Source organism: Parageobacillus sp. VR-IP (genome assembly GCF_013357975.1).
GTDB classification, from domain to species: domain Bacteria; phylum Bacillota; class Bacilli; order Bacillales; family Anoxybacillaceae; genus Saccharococcus; species Saccharococcus caldoxylosilyticus.
The window spans coordinates 1-15046 of record NZ_JABVYQ010000017.1 but is presented as its reverse complement, the minus strand read 5'-3'; the positions used below and the strand labels follow the sequence as shown (position 1 = coordinate 15046).

At 44.3% G+C, this 15046-nt stretch carries 15 protein-coding genes, 1 tRNA gene, 2 rRNA genes, 1 other RNA gene and 1 other annotated feature; of the genes, 15 read left to right on the top strand and 4 right to left on the bottom strand.

The genetic code is table 11. From position 1 onward, the window contains the following. Nucleotides 1-6 precede the first annotated feature (6 nt). Nucleotides 7-123 (top strand): 5S ribosomal RNA (gene rrf / locus HT574_RS19570). 55 nt (nt 124-178) lie between these two features. Here rrf and HT574_RS19565 read toward each other — a convergent pair. Beyond that, nucleotides 179-1168: a YaaC family protein gene (locus HT574_RS19565; RefSeq protein WP_042411976.1), complete on the bottom strand. Its 990-nt coding sequence runs from the start codon at nt 1166-1168 to the stop codon at nt 179-181. A gap of 128 nt (nt 1169-1296) precedes the next feature. On the opposite strand from HT574_RS19565, the gene guaB reads away from it, so the two are divergent. The 6 genes from guaB to HT574_RS19535 all read left to right on the top strand — a co-directional run bounded on the left by guaB (nt 1297) and on the right by HT574_RS19535 (nt 7637). Continuing rightward, nucleotides 1297-2763, top strand: a complete 1467-nt coding sequence (gene guaB / locus HT574_RS19560; protein ID WP_017434497.1) for an IMP dehydrogenase — start codon at nt 1297-1299, stop codon at nt 2761-2763. 130 nt (nt 2764-2893) lie between these two features. After that, nucleotides 2894-4225 (top strand): serine hydrolase, encoded by a 1332-nt coding sequence (locus HT574_RS19555; protein ID WP_100225060.1) that lies wholly within the window; start codon nt 2894-2896, stop codon nt 4223-4225. A 140-nt stretch (nt 4226-4365) separates the two neighbouring features. After that, on the top strand, nt 4366-5250 hold the full coding sequence (gene pdxS / locus HT574_RS19550; protein ID WP_017434499.1) for a pyridoxal 5'-phosphate synthase lyase subunit PdxS: 885 nt from the start codon (nt 4366-4368) through the stop codon (nt 5248-5250). A 19-nt stretch (nt 5251-5269) separates the two neighbouring features. Next, nucleotides 5270-5860 carry a pyridoxal 5'-phosphate synthase glutaminase subunit PdxT gene (gene pdxT, locus HT574_RS19545; RefSeq protein ID WP_017434500.1) on the top strand — a complete coding sequence of 197 codons (591 nt, stop codon included), beginning with the start codon at nt 5270-5272 and terminating at the stop codon, nt 5858-5860. Between the two features lie 52 nt (nt 5861-5912). Continuing rightward, nucleotides 5913-6129, top strand: a binding site (T-box leader). Between the two features lie 52 nt (nt 6130-6181). Further along, on the top strand, nt 6182-7456 hold the full coding sequence (gene serS, locus HT574_RS19540) for a serine--tRNA ligase (protein ID WP_175245829.1): 1275 nt from the start codon (nt 6182-6184) through the stop codon (nt 7454-7456). A gap of 90 nt (nt 7457-7546) precedes the next feature. Continuing rightward, nucleotides 7547-7637: transfer RNA gene (locus HT574_RS19535), tRNA-Ser, on the top strand. A gap of 103 nt (nt 7638-7740) precedes the next feature. Here HT574_RS19535 and HT574_RS19530 read toward each other — a convergent pair. The 3 genes from HT574_RS19530 to HT574_RS19520 form a co-directional block, all read right to left on the bottom strand. After that, complete coding sequence (locus tag HT574_RS19530; RefSeq protein WP_175245830.1) at nt 7741-8421, bottom strand: deoxynucleoside kinase; 681 nt, start codon at nt 8419-8421, stop codon at nt 7741-7743. After that, complete coding sequence (locus tag HT574_RS19525; RefSeq protein WP_175245828.1) at nt 8421-9056, bottom strand: deoxynucleoside kinase; 636 nt, start codon at nt 9054-9056, stop codon at nt 8421-8423. The genes HT574_RS19530 and HT574_RS19525 overlap by 1 nt, the downstream gene beginning before the upstream one ends. 94 nt (nt 9057-9150) lie before the next feature. Beyond that, nucleotides 9151-10437: a glycoside hydrolase family 18 protein gene (locus HT574_RS19520; protein WP_175245827.1), complete on the bottom strand. Its 1287-nt coding sequence runs from the start codon at nt 10435-10437 to the stop codon at nt 9151-9153. 84 nt (nt 10438-10521) lie between these two features. Here HT574_RS19520 and tadA point away from each other — a divergent pair, with 84 nt between their 5' ends. From tadA to HT574_RS19480, 8 genes are all read left to right on the top strand, one after another. Continuing rightward, complete coding sequence (gene tadA, locus HT574_RS19515) at nt 10522-11004, top strand: tRNA adenosine(34) deaminase TadA (protein WP_017434505.1); 483 nt, start codon at nt 10522-10524, stop codon at nt 11002-11004. A gap of 53 nt (nt 11005-11057) precedes the next feature. Continuing rightward, an RNA gene (ffs, locus tag HT574_RS19510) (signal recognition particle sRNA large type) lies at nt 11058-11322 on the top strand. 118 nt (nt 11323-11440) lie between these two features. Continuing rightward, nucleotides 11441-13123 (top strand): DNA polymerase III subunit gamma/tau, encoded by a 1683-nt coding sequence (gene dnaX / locus HT574_RS19505; protein WP_175245826.1) that lies wholly within the window; start codon nt 11441-11443, stop codon nt 13121-13123. A 27-nt stretch (nt 13124-13150) separates the two neighbouring features. Beyond that, on the top strand, nt 13151-13477 hold the full coding sequence (locus HT574_RS19500) for a YbaB/EbfC family nucleoid-associated protein (protein WP_017434507.1): 327 nt from the start codon (nt 13151-13153) through the stop codon (nt 13475-13477). 10 nt (nt 13478-13487) lie between these two features. Then, complete coding sequence (recR, locus tag HT574_RS19495; protein ID WP_017434508.1) at nt 13488-14084, top strand: recombination mediator RecR; 597 nt, start codon at nt 13488-13490, stop codon at nt 14082-14084. Nucleotides 14085-14106: 22 nt separating this feature from the next. Beyond that, nucleotides 14107-14331, top strand: a complete 225-nt coding sequence (locus tag HT574_RS19490) for a YaaL family protein (RefSeq protein WP_175245825.1) — start codon at nt 14107-14109, stop codon at nt 14329-14331. A gap of 78 nt (nt 14332-14409) precedes the next feature. Beyond that, nucleotides 14410-14676, top strand: a complete 267-nt coding sequence (locus HT574_RS19485) for a pro-sigmaK processing inhibitor BofA family protein (RefSeq protein WP_017434510.1) — start codon at nt 14410-14412, stop codon at nt 14674-14676. Between the two features lie 262 nt (nt 14677-14938). Beyond that, a 16S ribosomal RNA gene (locus tag HT574_RS19480) occupies nt 14939-15046 on the top strand; the annotation flags it as partial.

Below are 15046 nucleotides of genomic sequence, written 5' to 3'. Positions count from 1 at the left end.
TACTTGCCTAGTGACTATAGCGGAGAGGAAACACCCGTTCCCATCCCGAACACGGAAGTTAAGCTCTCCAGCGCCGATGGTAGTTGGGGCCAGCGCCCCTGCAAGAGTAGGTCGTCGCTAGGCAATTATGTTTATGAAGCATCCTGCCTCTTACACATAGGCAGGATGCTTTTTCATTTTATCGAAAATCAAGGGAATGAAATTTCTTTATTAAGTATTGATAAAGCAATAACGGCACTTTCTCTGCGGTTAAAGATAGAAATTGGACGATCAAGATATATGCTTTGCTCGGATAAGAGTGCAATAACTCACTCCACCACTCCGTTTCGTACCGAGAAATCATGCTTAAGTTGTATAATAATAAATAATGGACAATGATTTCGGGGAACATAAATATTTTTTCTCTTTTCGTAGGAATGTAATATGTCCCATTGAGATGAAATAGAAATGGCTCACAACCAATTGGCTGTAACGGTGATTCCATATGGAAATGAAGAAACCGCTCTTCCTCTTTGGCAAACGTAATGTTTAAAAAATGCCATTCTTGCTCTATGTGGTAAATAAATCGATTTAACGTCATATGATAATAGTCCAAAATATCTTTTGGAATGGCGATGGAATGATTCGAAGGGTTATGTATTATTTTTAAGGATAATATTTTTTTATTGCCACTAAATAGCGAAAACATTTCATGTAGCTCACATATTCGTTGCAGCAGTGTGCCCATGCGAAATTTTTCCCCTGTTAGCTGTTTCACATGAAACATTTTTTCAGAAAAATGAGTAAACAGTCCGTTCTTTTGTACTTTTACCTCATCATCCAAAAATTCATAGCCTTGTTTCTTTCTTTTTCTTGTCGATACTCCGTGCGCCAAGACGGAAGTGGATTCGGGATAATCTGCATCGACGGTAAGGAGACAAGCCTTTAGAAGCTGTACCATTCCGTAAAATAAAAGGACAGGCTTGATGGACAACGGAGCATGACGTGCCGTTGCATAAAAGCTTTGTCCGTGTTCCAAATAATAAAGAAACGGATAACAGTTCGTATAGCTCTTTTGCACGGCATCTGCCCGTTCTTGTTCAATATAGCACTGGTAAAGAAGCTGTTGGGCTGTATCAGCTGAATGAAAGATGATAAATTTGTTTTGCATGTTTCCGTAATCAAACATTTCCATCCTCCTTATTATCATCATTTGGTGGAAATAACTGAAAAGTGGAACATTTTCTATACTCCTTGACAGTAGTTTAACCAGTTGTTAAGCTACTAATAATAATTTCCGGACAAGGGGGAGAAAACATGTGGGAATCCAAATTTGCCAAAGAAGGATTAACTTTTGACGATGTGCTTCTCATTCCTGCCAAATCCGATGTATTGCCTCGTGATGTCGATGTGACGACGAAATTAAGCGAAACGTTGCAATTGAACATTCCGATCATTAGCGCGGGAATGGATACGGTCACGGAAGCAGAAATGGCGATTGCCATGGCAAGGCAGGGCGGTCTTGGCATTATTCATAAAAACATGTCCATTGAACAGCAAGCCGAGCAAGTCGACAAAGTAAAGCGTTCGGAACGAGGAGTTATTACCGACCCATTTTTCTTAACCCCTGAGCATCAAGTGTATGATGCAGAACATTTAATGAGCAAATACCGAATTTCCGGCGTGCCAATTGTGAACAATGAGAAAGAACAAAAGCTCGTCGGCATTATTACAAACCGTGATTTGCGTTTTATCCAAGATTATTCCATTAAAATCGCCGACGTAATGACGAAGGAAAATTTAATTACTGCACCTGTCGGGACGACGCTGGAAGAAGCAGAAAAAATTTTGCAAAAGTATAAAGTGGAAAAACTACCGCTCGTTGATGAAAATGGAGTATTGAAGGGGCTCATTACCATTAAAGATATTGAAAAAGTTATTGAATTTCCAAACTCCGCTAAGGACGCCAAAGGACGTCTCATTGTCGGGGCTGCTGTCGGCGTGACTGCTGATACGATGATCCGCGTGAAAAAGCTTGTAGAAGCAAACGTGGATGTCATTGTCGTGGACACGGCGCACGGCCATTCGAAAGGTGTCCTCGAGACTGTCCGCAAAATTCGTGAGCAATATCCAGATTTAAACATTATCGCGGGCAATGTCGCGACAGCAGAGGCGACGCGCGACTTGATCGAGGCAGGCGCCAACATCATCAAAGTCGGAATTGGGCCTGGATCCATCTGTACGACACGTGTCGTCGCCGGGGTTGGGGTGCCGCAAATTACGGCGATATACGATTGTGCGACAGAAGCGCGCAAACATGGTGTCCCGATTATCGCTGATGGCGGAATTAAATATTCCGGAGACATCGTAAAGGCGATAGCGGCGGGAGCTCATGCCGTGATGTTGGGCAGCCTTTTGGCCGGCGTATCGGAAAGCCCAGGAGAAACGGAAATTTATCAAGGAAGACGGTTTAAAGTGTACCGCGGAATGGGTTCGGTCGCTGCCATGGAACGGGGCAGCAAAGACCGCTATTTCCAAGAGGACAACAAAAAATTTGTCCCGGAAGGAATCGAAGGGCGCGTTCCGTACAAAGGACCGCTAGCGGACACTATTTATCAGCTTGTTGGCGGCCTGCGTGCGGGAATGGGATATTGCGGAACAAGAAATTTAGAAGAACTGCGCGAAAAAACGCAATTTATCCGGATGACGGGTGCCGGATTGCGTGAAAGCCACCCGCATGACGTGCAAATTACGAAAGAAGCTCCAAACTACTCTGTTTTCTAACGATAGGGCTGTGTCTATTTACCTAACTTAAGGCGGAGAAATTTCTCCGTCTATTTTTTTGTGAGCGGGTATGTTACAATAACGTTTGTGTGAGGAGGGTTCGAAAGTGAAGAGAGTCATACAAAAAGCGATGATTGGTTTCCTTGTTGCTTGCTTATGTTTAGGTTTATTGCCGTTTCAAGCAGCAAAAGCAGAGAGTGATCCATTGGATATCAATGCTGATGCGGCAATTTTGGTGGACGCCGACACAGGGAGAATTTTGTATCAAAAAAACATTGACACTGTTCTTGGTATCGCCAGCATGACAAAAATGATGACGGAATATTTACTGCTAGATGCCATTAAGGAAAAACGGGTAAAATGGGATCAACAATATACGCCAAGCGATTACGTTTACCGGCTTTCGCAAGATCGTAGTTTGTCGAACGTTCCGTTGCGGAAAGATGGAAAATATACTGTTCGCGAACTTTACGAAGCAATGGCCATTTATTCAGCCAACGGAGCCACAGTAGCGATTGCTGAAATTGTCGGCGGTTCCGAGAAAAATTTCGTAAAAATGATGAATGAAAAAGCGAAACAATTAGGATTGAGAGACTACAAATTTGTCAATGCGACTGGATTAAGCAATAAAGATTTAAAAGGTTTTCACTCAGAAGGAACGAATGTAAATGATGAAAATGTGATGTCAGCACGTGCAATGGCAACATTGGCCTACCGTTTGTTAAAGGATCATCCGGAGGTGCTGAAAACAGCAAGTATCACCCATAAAACATTCCGTGAAGGAACAGACGATGAAATTAAGATGGATAACTGGAACTGGATGCTGCCAGGGCTGGTTTATGCCTACCCAGGAGTTGATGGTTTAAAGACAGGATATACGGAATTTGCAGGAAATTGCTTTACAGGGACAGCGAAGCGCAACGGCGTCCGTTTCATCACGGTGGTGATGAACGCAAAAGACAACAGCGGGAAATCAACGAGGGAGGCTCGCTTCGAAGAGACGCGGAAACTGTTTGACTATGGATTCAGCAATTACTCTAAGAAAGAACTATACCCGAAAGGATATCAACTGAAAGGGAATAAAACCCTTCCGGTCGTAAAGGGGAAAGAAAAGACCGTATCGATTGCAACGGACAAGCCGCTCTCTGTATTAGTGAAAAGCGGCGAAGAAAAAAATTATCGTCCTGTTTATGTTTTCGATAAAAAGAAATTGACCGATCAAGGCGAATTAACGGCTCCAATCAAAAAAGGAGAAAAAGTTGGATATATGACATTGCAATACAAAGGCGAAGATTCGTATAGCTTCTTAAATCCGGACATGAAGAAAAATGTGAGCGTAAATATCGTAGCAAAAGAGAGCGTCGAAAAGGCGAACTGGTTTGTGCTCACTATGAGAGGAATCGGCGGATTGTTCGGCGATCTATGGACAAGTGTAGCAAAAACGGTCAAAGGCTGGTTTTAAGAGCTTCTTCCTTTGGAGGGAGCTTTTTCTATTGTGATTTTTAAAAAAATTGAGGTAAAATAGAAAAATGTAATCATCTAAACTGTGATATTTCAACCCAGCTATCACAGTATGAAGATAGAAATAAGGGGGAATAAAAGATGGCAATTACGGGTACGGACCGTGTCAAACGAGGGATGGCAGAAATGCAAAAGGGCGGCGTCATCATGGATGTCGTCAATGCGGAACAAGCGAAAATTGCCGAGGCAGCCGGCGCAGTGGCGGTAATGGCGTTAGAACGCGTTCCCGCTGATATTCGTGCTGCTGGCGGCGTGGCTCGCATGGCGGATCCAACGGTCATTGAGGAAGTGATGAATGCCGTGTCGATCCCTGTGATGGCCAAAGTGCGCATCGGCCATTACGTAGAGGCGCGCGTGTTGGAGGCGCTAGGGGTAGATTATATTGACGAAAGCGAAGTATTGACGCCAGCCGATGAAGAGTTTCATATTGATAAACGACAATTTACCGTTCCTTTTGTATGCGGCTGCCGTGATTTAGGAGAGGCAGCGCGCCGCATTGCGGAAGGCGCATCGATGCTGCGGACAAAAGGAGAACCAGGAACGGGAAACATTGTCGAAGCAGTGCGGCATATGCGCAAAGTCAATGCGCAAATACGTAAAGTGGTCAGCATGAGCGAAGACGAATTAGTGACAGAAGCTAAAAATTTAGGAGCTCCAGTCGAAGTATTGCGTGAAATTAAGCGGTTAGGTCGTCTTCCAGTTGTCAACTTTGCCGCTGGCGGGGTCGCGACTCCGGCAGACGCGGCACTGATGATGCACTTAGGGGCAGACGGCGTATTTGTCGGCTCTGGTATTTTCAAATCGGAAAATCCAGAAAAATACGCACGGGCAATCGTTGAAGCTACCACCCATTACGAAGACTATGAGTTAATTGCTCATTTATCGAAAGGATTAGGCGGCGCAATGCGCGGCATTGATGTCGCATCATTATTGCCAGAGCAACGGATGCAAGAACGTGGTTGGTAAGTAAAGGAGCAATGGGACAATGAAAATTGGAGTACTTGGCTTACAAGGTGCGGTACAAGAACATGTTCGCTCTATTGAAGCGTGTGGGGCGGAAGCAGTTGTCGTAAAAAAACCAGACCAGCTTGCAGAACTGGATGGTCTCATTCTCCCTGGCGGCGAGAGTACAACGATGCGCCGTCTTATGGATAAATACGGATTTATGGAGCCGTTAAAACAATTTGCCGCGTTAGGAAAACCGATGTTCGGCACGTGTGCGGGGTTAATTTTGCTGGCGAAACGAATTGTCGGCTATGATGAACCACATTTAGGACTGATGGATATTACTGTCGAGCGAAATTCCTTCGGTCGTCAGCGCGAAAGTTTTGAAGCGGAACTTTCGATTGCAGGGATTGCTGATGATTTTATCGGTGTGTTTATCCGCGCTCCACATATTGTGGAAGTCGGTGAAGACGTCGAAATTTTGGCCAAATATGAGGACCGCATTGTCGCAGCAAGACAAGGGCAATTTCTTGGGTGTTCATTCCATCCTGAATTGACGGATGACCACCGCATGACGCAATATTTTCTTAATATGGTAAAAGAAGCAAAGCATAAAACGGGTTGCGTTTGAGAAAAACTTGTAGTACATTATTGATACAAGTAATGCGGCAAAAGTGTATAATGCGAAAGCAATGAAAGGAACTAGTAGCAAGGCCGTTTCTCTTCAGAGAGTCGGTGGGTGGTGTGAACCGATGGGGAACGCTTGTGAATCCGTCCTTGAGCAAAATGCTGAATGCGTAAGCTAGTAAGCATTTTCGGTTTTTCGCCGTTATCGATGCAAGCGGAAGACAACCTTGTCTTCAATAAGGGTGGCAACGCGGGATTGCTCTCGTCCCTTTTTGGGACGAGAGTTTTTATTTTATATAATAATAAACGAAGGAGGTATTGGCCCATGCTCGATATCAAATTTTTACGCAACCATTTCCAAGAAGTAAAAGAAAAACTGCAACAGCGCGGCGAAGATTTGGCGAATATAGATCGCTTTGAAGAGCTTGACAAAAAGCGGCGTGAACTGATTACGAAAGCAGAAGAACTAAAAAATACAAGAAATGAAGTATCGCAACAAATCGCCGTGCTAAAACGTGAGAAAAAAGATGCGGAACATCTGATTACGCAAATGCGCGAAGTTGGCGAGCGCATTAAAGCAATGGATGAAGAGATCCGACAAGTGGAAGAGGAGCTAAATGCCCTGTTGTTGTCCATTCCAAACGTTCCGCATGAATCGGTGCCTGTTGGCAAGTCAGAGGAAGATAATGTGGAAATTCGCAAATGGGGAGAGCCGCGGTCGTTTTCGTTTGAGCCGAAACCGCATTGGGAAATTGCTGATCAACTTGGCATTCTTGATTTTGAGCGGGCTGCGAAAGTCACAGGAAGCCGATTTGTCTTTTACAAAGGGCTAGGTGCCCGTTTGGAGCGTGCGTTGATTAACTTTATGCTTGATGTGCATATTGAAGAGTTTGGCTATCAGGAAGTGCTGCCGCCGTATTTGGTCAACCGGGCCAGCATGACGGGTACAGGGCAACTGCCAAAATTTGAAGAGGATGCATTTCGCGTCGAAAACGAAGACTACTTCCTTATTCCGACGGCGGAAGTACCAGTGACGAATCTGCATCGCGATGAAATTTTATCAGCCGAAGATTTACCGATCTACTATGCGGCTTACAGTGCATGTTTCCGCGCTGAGGCCGGCTCTGCAGGACGCGACACGAGAGGGCTGATTCGCCAGCATCAGTTCAACAAAGTGGAGCTGGTGAAGTTTGTCAAACCGGAAGATTCGTATGAGGAATTAGAAAAACTGACGAATCAGGCGGAGAGAATTTTGCAGCTGCTCGGACTGCCTTATCGTGTGGTATGTTTATGTACGGGAGATTTGGGCTTTTCGGCTGCGAAAACGTACGATATTGAAGTCTGGCTGCCAAGCTACGGAACATATCGGGAGATTTCTTCTTGCAGCAATTTTGAAGCGTTTCAGGCACGCCGCGCCAATATCCGTTTCCGTCGCGATCCGAAAGCGAAGCCGGAGTATGTGCATACGCTCAATGGCTCAGGTTTGGCTATCGGCCGTACGGTTGCCGCTATTTTGGAAAATTATCAGCAGGAAGACGGAACGGTTGCCATTCCAGAAGTATTGCGCCCATATATGGGAAACAGAGACGTTATTCGCTAGCCAAAAAGAAGCGGGGTTGCGCCCCGCTTTTCACTATATAAAGATGTTGACTTTTATCGGCGATAATGTTATATTGAATGACGTCGACACGGAGGAGTACCCAAGTGGCTGAAGGGGTCGGTCTTGAAAACCGAGAGGCGCCGCAAGGCGCGCGGGGGTTCGAATCCCTCCTCCTCCGCCATGAAAGCAAATGAAGAGTACCAACGCGCATAAGTGGAGATTGTCATCCGAAACAATTCGTTACGTTATCGTAACGAATTTTTATTTTCAAGAAAAATAACCGCCTAACGAAGGCGGTTATTTTTTATTTGTTCATATTCACGAATAATCGCTGCTGCTTTTTGAATAATCGGTTCGATCGATCGCTCATCTTCGATAATGTCGTATTCGTTAATGTTTATACGCAAAACAGGGCAGACGTTAAATTTGTTAATCCATGCTTCATAGCGTTCATACATTTCCTTCCAATAGGATACGGGTGTTTTTTGCTCCATTGGACGTCCGCGCTCACGAATGCGTTTCATCACTTCGTCAAAATTCCCTTCCAAATAAATAAGCAAATCGGGATGAGGAAAATACGGTGTCATCACCATTGCCTCGAATAAGCTTGTATATGTTTCGTAATCAACCGCTGTCATCGTCCCGTTTTCAAAGTGCATTTTTGCAAAAATTTGGGCGTCTTCATAAATAGAACGGTCTTGAACAAACCCACCGCCGTATTCAAACATCCGCTTTTGCTCTTTAAACCGCTCGGCGAGAAAATAAATTTGCAAATGAAAACTCCAACGCTCAAAATCGTCGTAAAACTTCTCCAAGTATGGATTCGTATCTACTTTTTCCAACGAAGTGCGGAAATTCAATGCTTTTGCCAATGCTTTTGTCATTGTCGATTTACCAATGCCTACAGTGCCGGCGATCGTAATGACTGCATGATCTGGAATGTGGTATTTTTCACGTAGATTCATCATGATGAAGCTCCTTTTACTGCATGGTCTATTTGTTCTAATATGTAATGTAAATCTTCTTTCCGTTGCACGAAGTCAAGCTGATCTCCATTAAAGCGGAGAACAGGGATGTGCGGATGTTTCCGCTCGAATAGGGAAAAAGTTTCTTCATAGTCGGTGCAAAGCTGCTGTAAATAGAGCGGATCGATGTTTTTTTCAAAATCACGACCGCGTTGTTGGATACGTGTCAACAAGGTGTCAAGGCTGGCATGCAAGTAAATGATGATATTCGGCTGCGGTAAACCATCGGTTAAAATATCATAGATTTTTGCATACTTTTGATAGTGGTGATTTTTTAACGTTCTTTTCGCAAAAATCAAGTTTTTTATCATATGATAATCCGCAACGACTGGGATTTTTTGTTGAAGAAAACGGCAGTGAATCTCCTCTAATTGTTTGTAGCGATGGCAAAGAAAAAACATTTCGGTTTGGAAGCTCCATTCCTCCATATTTTCATAAAATTTCCCGAGAAATGGATTTTCCTCAACAATTTCTTTTACTAAATGATAATGGAACTGTTTGGCGATTGCTGCAGCTAACGAGGTTTTTCCTACCCCTATTGGGCCTTCCACTGCAACAAATGGAACGTTCCTCATGTTCTACTTCTCCCTTCTCCGTAAACAAACAATTTTTATTCTAGCATAAAAAAACGCACTTGGGCATGTTTCCAAGTGCGAGGGAAAAAAGGATTTATCTTTTTACGACAGTAAAATTGTCGGTTAGAAGCAGCCAGTTTTGTGGGAAATCTAATCCTAATTTCCAATAGCTCATTCCCCGTAAGCCAAGCTCTTTGACTAAATTAAATTTTGCTTGAATGGAGCGGGCGTCTTCAAACCAAACTTCATGTTCTTTTCCGTTTTCATCCCGATAGCGGAAATGTGGAGCTTGTGCTCTCGTATCGTATTGAATGGCAACGTTGTGTTGGGCAGCAAGACGGATGGCTTGCTGCGGGCTGATCGCCCGCGCATATGGTCCGCCTGGAACATATGGAAGGGTCCAGTCATATCCATATAAGTTTTGTCCCATTAAAATTTTCCCTGCAGGCATTTCAGAAATCGCGTATTCGAGCACCCTGCGGACGGGTCCGATTGGAGAAACCGGCATCGGCGGGCCGCCGCTATACCCCCATTCGTACGTCATAATGACGACGAAATCGGCGATTTGGCCGTGGGCACGGTAGTCGTGCGCCTCATACCAGCGTCCTCTTTGCGTGGCGCTCGTTTTCGGAGCCAACGCCGTAGACATCATCCATCCTTCTTGCTCGAACCGCCGCTTCGCTTTTCGTAAAAACGAATTATACGCCTCGCGGTCTTGAGGGCGCAAGTATTCCATATCAAAGTGGATATCGCGGAATCCGTATTTTTTGGCGGTCGTGACGATATTCTCTAAAAGCCGGTTTTGCAGTGATTCATTGTTTAAAATAATCGCTCCTAGTTCATCGCTAAACTGATCGTTTTCAATATTAGTGATGACCATGATTAAAGTAACACGATTCGCGCGGGCGATAGATGGAAAATTATTCAATGGAGGTTCTTTCAGTGTCGCGTTTCGCTGGATTTGAAAACGAAATGGAGCTAAATAAGTTAAATATGGAGCGGCTTGGCGAGCGCTTTCCTCCAAAGCTGGGCTGACAGTTGTTCCGCGAGGTTCGATATATCCGTTAAGTTCAGCTCTGCGCTTGGTTGCTGGAGGGATATATAACCGCTGTCCAACTTGTAACGGACTGTTAAGAGAAATACGGTTTACTTCGGCAAGCCGCTGCATTGGAATGGAAAATCTGCGGGAAATCGACCATAAACTATCGCCGCGCTGCACCCAGTAAAAACGGCCGACGATTGGAATCACAATTGCCTGGCCGACGACAAGATCGTTAGGATTTGGCAACTGATTTGCCCGAATGATGTCTTCGGGAGTCGTATTATACGCTTGCGCGATTCCACTTAACGTTTGCCCGCTTTGTATGACATGGATTTGCATACTTTACCTCCCAGTTGCGTCTTCGTTCCTCTTATTTTATGATGGAAAAAGAGTAGAAATGACCGTTTTTGCGAGGAGTGGAGCATGATCAGCGACGAATACTATATGCGTTTGGCCATAGAAGAAGCAAAAAAAGCGGAACAGATAGGAGAAGTCCCGATTGGAGCGGTGATTGTTCAAGGTGGCCGTGTTATTGCCCGTTCCCATAATTTAAGGGAAACAGAGCAGCGCGCGATTGCCCATGCGGAAATTTTAGCGATTGATGAAGCATGCAAAGCAACACGTTCATGGCGCCTAGAAGATGCAACATTATATGTCACACTAGAGCCTTGTGCGATGTGTGCCGGCGCCATTGTCCTTGCCCGCATCAAGCGTGTTGTGTTCGGCGCTAGCGACCCAAAGGGGGGCTGTGCTGGGACGTTAATGAATCTACTTCAAGAAGAGCGGTTTAATCATCAGACTGAAGTGACAAGCGGGGTATTGGGCGAAGAATGTGGGCAAATGTTAAGCAATTTTTTCCGCAAGCTTCGCGAGAAAAAGAAAAATGTTGGGCAAAGTTCCAATTAAATTACAATGCACAGTCATTGCATTTTTTTCGCAAAACCGCTATACTTATATTGCCGTGCTAAGCGGGGAGGTAGCGGTGCCCTGTACTCGCAATCCGCTCTAGCGAGGCTGAATTCCTTCTCGAGGTTAGTCTGCTGTAAGGTCTGTCTCAAGTAAGTGGTGTTGACGTCTGGGTCCCGCGCAATGGGATTCCGTGAACCCTGTCAGGTCCGGAAGGAAGCAGCAGTAAGCGGATGCTCCCATGTGCCGCGGGGGTGCCTGGACTGAGCTAACTGCTTGAGCAACGCTTGGGGCAGCTAATCGACAGAAGGTGCACGGCCTTACATATCGAAAAGCAAACTCACTCCTTGCGAGTGAGTTTTTTTTATTTCTTATTTTAAAAAAAGAAGAAGACATTATATAATAGATGAGACGAGAAAAAGAGGAGGGCCATTTCGTGACGTATCAAGCTTTATATCGTGTTTTTCGGCCGCAGCGATTTGCTGATGTAGTCGGTCAAGAACACGTAACGAAAACATTGCAAAGTGCCCTGCTTCAAAATAAAATATCTCATGCCTATTTGTTTTCCGGTCCGCGCGGTACAGGAAAAACAAGCGCTGCCAAAATTTTTGCCAAAGCGGTAAATTGTGAGCATGCTCCGACGGCGGAACCGTGCAACGAATGTCCAGTGTGCATTGGCATTACGAACGGCACCATTCCAGATGTGCTAGAAATCGACGCGGCTTCGAATAACAGGGTGGATGAAATCCGCGATATTCGCGATAAAGTGAAATTTGCGCCGACATCGGTTCGATACAAAGTGTATATTATCGATGAGGTGCATATGCTTTCGATCGGTGCTTTCAACGCGTTGTTAAAGACGCTAGAGGAGCCGCCAAAGCATGTTATTTTTATATTAGCAACAACAGAACCTCATAAAATTCCGCTTACGATTATTTCCCGGTGTCAGCGCTTTGATTTTCGGAGAATTCCTTTGCCTTCCATCGTCGCGAGGTTAAGACATGTCGTCAGTCAGCAAGGCATCAAAGCTACCGATGAGGCGTTGTCTGCAATCGCGCGCGCGGCTGATGGCGGGATGCGCGACGCGCTAAGTTTGCTTGATCAAGCGATTTCTTTTTGTGACGGACAGTTGCTGCTTGAAGACGTCCTTGCTATGACCGGAGCTGTATCCTCTGCAACATTGGCTTCGCTAGCGCAGGCCATATATGAGAAAGATACGGCAGCAGTATTGCAGCTGATTGAGAACATGATGGATCAAGGGAAAGATCCGAACCGTCTTATCGAAGATTTAATTTTTTATTATCGCGATCTTTTGCTCTACAAAACGGCACCGCATGTAGAAGGGGCAATAAAAGGCGCTATCGTGGATGACGCGTTTAAACATCTGGCGGAGGCCATGCCGGTCTCTGACCTATATGAAACGATTGAAGTGTTAAATAAAAGCCAGCAAGAGATGAAATGGACGAATCATCCGCGCATTTTTTTAGAAGTTGCACTAGTAAAGCTATGCCATCCACAAGCTTCACACGCATTGCCGCCTTCCGAAGAACTTCAATCGCTGATAAAAAGGGTAGAATATTTGGAAGCGGAACTGCGCCGTATGAAGGAACAAAATGTAGCTGCCGCGACAGCAACTGCTGCGCCAGTTAAAAAACAAACAAAAGGATTAAAAACAGGAGGATATAAAACACCAGTTGGCCGGATTTACGAAATATTAAGGCAAGCGACCCATCAAGATTTGGCGTTGATTAAAAGCCATTGGGCCGAGATGCTGGATACGCTGAAAAAGCAACATAAAGTATCTCACGCGGCCTTACTGCAAGAAAGCGAGCCAGTTGCCGCCAGTCCAACTGCATTTGTGTTAAAGTTTAAGTATGAAATTCACTGCAAAATGGCGGCTGATAATACGAATTATGTGAAAGATAATTTAGAGGCCATTTTATTTGAACTAACGAAAAAGCGCTTTGAAATGGTAGCTGTTCCTGAAGAAGAATGGGGCAGGATAAGGGAAGAATTTATTCGTGGAAAAGAAGCCAAGCAGGAACAGGAGGAAGAAGATCCTTTAATAGCGGAAGCAAAGCGGCTGTTTGGCGAGGAATTAATTGAAATTAAAGAATAAAGAAATGGTATAAAGGAGGAAAACAAGATGATGCGTGGTGGAATGGGAAATATGCAAAAAATGTTAAAGCAAATGCAAAAAATGCAAAAGGAAATGCAGAAGGCACAAGAACAACTAGGTGAAAAAACAGTAGAAGGCACCGCAGGAGGCGGTATGGTGACAGTGATCGCGAACGGTCATAAAAAAATTTTGGAAGTGAAAATTAAAGAAGAAGTAGTGGATCCGGAAGATATCGAAATGCTTCAAGATTTAGTGTTGGCAGCAACCAATGATGCGTTGAAAAAAGCGGATGAGCTTGCAAATGAAATGATGGGACAATTTACAAAAGGATTGAATATTCCGGGATTATTCTAGGAGGAGTTTTATGCATTATCCTGAGCCGATATCTAAGCTGATCGACAGTTTTATGAAGCTTCCCGGAATCGGGCCCAAAACGGCGATTCGCCTTGCCTTTTTTGTTTTAACGATGAAAGAAGATACGGTGTTGGAATTTGCTAAAGCGCTTGTGGACGTCAAACGCAATATTAAGTATTGTACGATTTGCGGCCATATTACGGATACAGACCCTTGTTATATTTGCAAAGATGAAAGACGCGACAAAACGACCATATGTGTTGTGCAAGATCCGAAAGATGTCATTGCTATGGAAAAAATGAAAGAATATAATGGGCTTTACCATGTGTTGCACGGCGCGATCTCGCCGATGGAGGGCATCGGCCCAGAAGATATAAAAATTGCCGAGTTGTTAAAAAGGCTGCAAGACGAAACGGTACAGGAAGTAATTTTAGCGACCAACCCGAATATTGAAGGGGAAGCGACAGCGATGTATATATCGCGGTTATTAAAGCCGACGGGAATTAAGGTGACAAGAATTGCCCATGGCCTCCCAGTGGGTGGCGATTTGGAATATGCCGATGAAGTAACGCTTTCAAAAGCCTTAGAAGGACGCCGGGAATTGTAGAAAGAGAAAGAGGTGGAGACCCTTGTTATGGCGACGGAAAGGCTGGTTGAAAAAGGAGTTTGATTTAAAGCTAGCAAGGCAATTACAGGCGATGAGAGACGAATGGTATGTGCAGAAACGGCTCATTGAAAAAAGCGTAGATCCATCGGAGGACGTATTAGTAGCGCTTCATATCGCCGAAGCGAAATATTTTTTTCTCATCCGGGAAGCAAAGCATCGACGTATATCACTAAAGGGAGTGAATTAAACTTCCTTTATTTTTTTGTTCTTTTTTCCCCCGTTTATCATACCTTTGTAGTACAAGCAATAAAAGGGGGCATAGAGAATGGAACCAAAGGTAGTCATTCTTTTAATATTGTCGATGATTGTGGTTTTGTTATTAGTAGGCGCGCGATTAAAAGCGCTTCGGTTTATAGGATATGGGGCGATCAGGCTGGTCATTGGCGCGTTGGCGTTATTTGTGATTAATGCAATCGGGGGAAATTTTAGTATTCATATACCGATCAATCTCGTAACGTCGTTCATATGCGGGTTTCTAGGAGTACCAGGAGCTGCGGCGTTAATCATTATCGATAAGTATATTGTCATGTAAAAGATAAAGAAATAATGCTAGTAGCGGAATTTTTCGATGATGGAAAGGCGTTATATATCTTAGAAACGCCTTTTTATATTTTTTAGAAAAAACTATTGACTTTCATTTTTATATGTATTATATTAATAAACGTCGCTGTTAAATAAATATAAAAATTATATTGACAGCATATAAATTGATATGTATAATATATAAAGTGTGTTAAAGTTCCTTGAAAACTAAACAAAACGCAAGCGTCAATCAAAAACAAGCCAATCAACTTTCTATGGAGAGTTTGATCCTGGCTCAGGACGAACGCTGGCGGCGTGCCTAATACATGCAAGTCGAGCGGACCGAACAGGAGCTTGCTCTTGTTTGGTTAGCGGCGGAC